This window comes from Massilibacteroides sp. (assembly GCF_028705895.1).
Lineage (GTDB): Bacteria > Bacteroidota > Bacteroidia > Bacteroidales > Tannerellaceae > Massilibacteroides.
In genome coordinates, this window is the sequence record NZ_JAQWCQ010000108.1 from 1 (window position 1) to 3,892 (window position 3,892).

Genomic DNA, 3,892 nt, shown 5'->3' on the forward strand with positions numbered 1-3,892 from the left:
TTCTTAATAACCATTTGTGCATTTTTCTAGTAGAAGAGTGCTGCCTTTTCTTTGTCTAAAAATTGAGTTATTAACCGAAATCACCTATTTAAACGTGATTTCACAGACATAATTTACGTATGAAAATGGGAACCAAATTTGGTGGTAGTTTCAATTAAAATTAATCAAAATACTCCACTCTATTGTCGTTTTATATGTTTATGAAGTTCATTTATCAAAATCGAATAATCATTCTGTTGTTTCATACAGAACAAAGTCAATATAATCACCAACACCCCAAGTATTGCTATAATAAAAGATGTTTTCCTAATATTCAAGAACCAGAGAGTAAAATAAACCGTTTTATCTTCTTCCCGTGATTCAATAGATTCTCTTTGTTGCTTCCTGATGCGTGCAACGATATTCAGAATCTTTGTATTATATTCTGCCAGGAGGGTAACGTTTTGCTTGTTTGCCGCAAAATGCGAATCATTGGAAAAACCGATCCTTTGAAGTTTGTCATCAATGGAAGCCAAGATTTCATCTTGTGAATAAGAGCTTATTACACCGTCCCTTTGTTTTAACTGCTCTGAATTTAGACCTGTTGTAAGTTCAGTCAGTTTCTTATCCATCTCCAGGAGTTTCTCCCATAGAGCATCATTTGATACCGTTTGTGCCATATTGTGTTATTTTTAGTTGTTAATCATTCGTTTTTAATGCCTGATCCCTTTCTGTTTTTTCTTTTTCTTCTTTCTTTCAAGTGCCTGTTGACGTAATGCTTCCGCCTCATTCAGATCATAACCGGAAGGTTCAAAGTCCAGAAAACCGCCTAATCCTGATACTGCTTCAGCTATACCGGATACTATACTTTCCGCAAGATTAACTCCTGTTTCTCTGGGTATAGATACTTGTTGCTGCCGGTTCTGATTATTGTTGTTTAGTTGCATATCCAATCTGGAATAACTAAACATCCGGTCGATCTCCGATCCTTTAAAGCTATTTCCGTCTTTCTTAAAAGAAATACCCTGTACTTCATCCGTTTGTCCTTTGTATTTATATTCGAGTGATATTCCTGCTTGCTTCATGGCCTGTTCAAATTGCTGCCAGTTCTTAACTTTCGGCAGGATATTCCGGACAGTATGATAGATCTCATATTTAGTTTTTTCTGCTCCATTTAATCTCTGAATATTGATATTCTCTTTTCCTTTTCCGTAAGTGAGGTTGTATTTATCCTTTAGTTGTTTACAGATTGCCTCATTCCGGTAACGGTCGTTCTTGTCTGTAATGGTCTTTCCATCATTATCTACCCGGTTAAATACGATATGGCAATGCGGATGGTTCGTGTTCTTATGCCTAACGATAAGGTACTGTGTATTCTCAATTCCCATGGCCTTCATATATTCCTTAGCCAAACGTTCCATAAACTGATCCGACATTCGTTCTTTATCATCCGGTGAGAACGCCAGTGGAATATGACCGACACATTTCGACAGGTTTGGATTGAGTAGGCTTTGCATGTAAAAGCTATTGATAATAGCTTTTTGATCTGTTGTTAGTACACCTTCACTTGTTAAAAGCGTTGCTTCCTTTGTCCCCAGAACGTACGAAACACATCCCTTAAAACTTCTTCCTTTTACTATTTTTCCAATCATCCGATAGCTTGTTTATGATATTTTGTATCTCTTCCAATAATAGTAATGCCTCGTTTTCAAGCCTCTTTATACTTAAAAACTTGGAGGTTCTAACTAATTGGTTCAGGTTGTTTCCCATATTTGAAAGACTGCGCAACGTATCCAGTTCTTCTTTATTTAACCGTTCTTTGATTACTCCGTTCAGGATAGCGTCATGACAATAAACGCTAAGCGGAAGGTTGGCTTTCGTTGCCCTATGTCGGATAGCATAGAGTTCCGGTTCGGAAAAGCAGACCCCGATGGTCTTGCTCTTCCGATGGGTGGAACTTTTCCTTGGTCGTCCGCCTTTCTTCCTCTTATCATTATTGTCTTCTGTCAATTCGATGAATACTTTAGATTGATCTTTTCTTAGAAACTGCGACTATCAGGAGCGGTTTCCCCTTTGGCCGTTAGCCAAAGTGAGGGTTTTCATGCAATGAAAACATAACCTCGCTCCTCTAAAACGAACATGAAATGTTCCTTTTAGAAAAGTAAGCCGTAGAATGTACACAGGCTTACTCTTTTAAGCGGATAGGTCGTCGCCTGTACAGACCTATACTCCTTCCTGATAAGATTCCGATTCTTCATTTTCGCTCTGCCTTGCTCTTCCCAGCCATTCGAAGAAATCACGTGTATCCTCCTCATGAGCATTATTTAAAAGCTCCCTGTATGTCTCTATATGATGGGAGATGATAGAATCTGCCAGGGAAGAGGTTGTAGAGTGGTGTTTATCCTTAAATAGCTGGGCAATTCTTTTCAAATTATGATGTGTGTCGGGGCTGATATATACTGCAAACCGTTCCCTTATTCGTTTCTCCTGGCAATAGGTCCCAATATATTCCTCTATTGAAATCTGTTTTTCTTTCTTTTTTGAACTCATTTCTTAACTATTTTAAGCGTTAAAGACTTATGCCGGTACAGAAGCAAGTATTGAGTCTGGAACCGGCACCATTAATTATTCCAGAATTGATTCTAATACAGATTTTTATATAACTGTCAGTTTTGATATCCATTAATATTCCGGTACTGAACTTAGTATTCAACTCTGTTTTGAAATCAATTCTGAAACAAATAAAGAATTAATCATTGATTAATAATGTTTTACCGATTTCATTGCTATGACTTGCAATGACTTTCCATTTTGCCTGTTGAACAAATGGTTTGGACTGCATCCATTTTCCGATTTGACAGTATCCGATCGACACAACATCCGATTGTTGAGTCTTTTTCTACTTTACTTCGTAGAGGAAGGATGAAAATTCATCAGACTTCAGAGCCACTCCATACCAAATCGGTGCCAAAGGCTACCACCTGATTTAAACTCCATTGCAGGGCGGATTATTCTATTTTACTTGCACGGCAGAAAGGAGAAGCCGGCACTGTATAAAGAGCTATCCATTATGCAAAATGTAGTGGTCACACGCAAATGGATCTATTCTTTGGAGTGTGGAATACTGCTTTCTATTTTTGGGATAAAACGAAGTAACAACTTAAAAAAGATAATAATGGAAATCGTAAACATTGACTCGAAAACATTCGAAGCAATGCTTTCAACGTTTGAAGGCTTTGCTAGTAGAATGGAAAGCCTTTGCCGCCTGCATGGGGATAAGGAATTAAGTGAGTGGTTGGATAATCAGGATGTATGCCTCTTGTTGAACATATCACCCAGAACCTTGCAAACGTTTCGGGATAACGGGACACTGCCATTTAGCCGGATCAACCATAAGATTTATTACAAATCTTCCGATGTGGGGAAGATCACGTCGGTTGTAGAAGAAAAGCGGAAACAGGTTAAGTATAGAGGAAAGAAGCTATGAAAGAGAAGTTGCAATTAAATACCCTTTCTTCCTTGCAGGGCGGATGGGAAAGTGTAAACGGTAATCCGGACGTTTATATCTTTCAGGGTTATGATGGAGGCTACTACCTGCTCGTTTACAATTATGATAAAGATTATGGACGTGGAAGTTTCTCCTGTTACGAGATAGGTACAGACGAAAAGGGTTACTATATCCGTATGGGTATGAGTTCTTGCCGGTTGGTTCCGGAAGAGAAACCTGATGGATTACATATCTCAGGTTGGGAAAGTTACATAAAGAATTGAGTAGGGAATATATATGTAATTTAAGTTTCGCAAGTTCAACTTGCCAGTTTTAATTTGTAAATATCAAAAACATGCTTGATCTCTTCAGACCTGTTTATAATAGCATCATAGATATCCTCGTCTGTCAATCCGAAGAGGTTGG

At 38.2% G+C, this 3,892-nt stretch carries 6 protein-coding genes; 2 read left to right on the forward strand and 4 right to left on the reverse strand.

All coding sequences use genetic code 11. The features are described from left to right. Positions 1-179 precede the first annotated feature (179 nt). From PHT93_RS15120 to PHT93_RS15135, 4 genes are all read right to left on the reverse strand, one after another. A complete protein-coding gene (locus PHT93_RS15120) occupies positions 180-659 on the reverse strand; it encodes a hypothetical protein (protein ID WP_300244613.1) in 480 nt (159 codons plus the stop codon). 33 nt (positions 660-692) lie between these two features. Beyond that, positions 693-1,631, reverse strand: coding sequence for a relaxase/mobilization nuclease domain-containing protein (locus PHT93_RS15125; RefSeq protein ID WP_300244614.1), 939 nt, complete (start codon positions 1,629-1,631; stop codon positions 693-695). After that, on the reverse strand, positions 1,597-1,989 hold the full coding sequence (locus tag PHT93_RS15130; RefSeq protein WP_300244615.1) for a hypothetical protein: 393 nt from the start codon (positions 1,987-1,989) through the stop codon (positions 1,597-1,599). Before PHT93_RS15130 ends, PHT93_RS15125 begins: the two co-directional genes overlap by 35 nt. Before the next feature lie 213 nt (positions 1,990-2,202). Further along, a complete protein-coding gene (locus PHT93_RS15135; RefSeq protein ID WP_300244616.1) occupies positions 2,203-2,529 on the reverse strand; it encodes a DUF3408 domain-containing protein in 327 nt (108 codons plus the stop codon). Positions 2,530-3,154: 625 nt separating this feature from the next. On the opposite strand from PHT93_RS15135, the gene PHT93_RS15140 reads away from it, so the two are divergent. Together PHT93_RS15140 and PHT93_RS15145 are read left to right on the forward strand one after the other, a co-directional pair. Then, the gene (locus PHT93_RS15140) at positions 3,155-3,466 is read left to right on the forward strand and encodes a helix-turn-helix domain-containing protein (RefSeq protein WP_300244617.1); all 312 of its coding nucleotides are present in this window, start codon (positions 3,155-3,157) and stop codon (positions 3,464-3,466) included. Beyond that, positions 3,463-3,750, forward strand: a complete 288-nt coding sequence (locus PHT93_RS15145) for a DUF3876 domain-containing protein (protein WP_300244619.1) — start codon at positions 3,463-3,465, stop codon at positions 3,748-3,750. Before PHT93_RS15140 ends, PHT93_RS15145 begins: the two co-directional genes overlap by 4 nt. Positions 3,751-3,892: the final 142 nt, after the last annotated feature.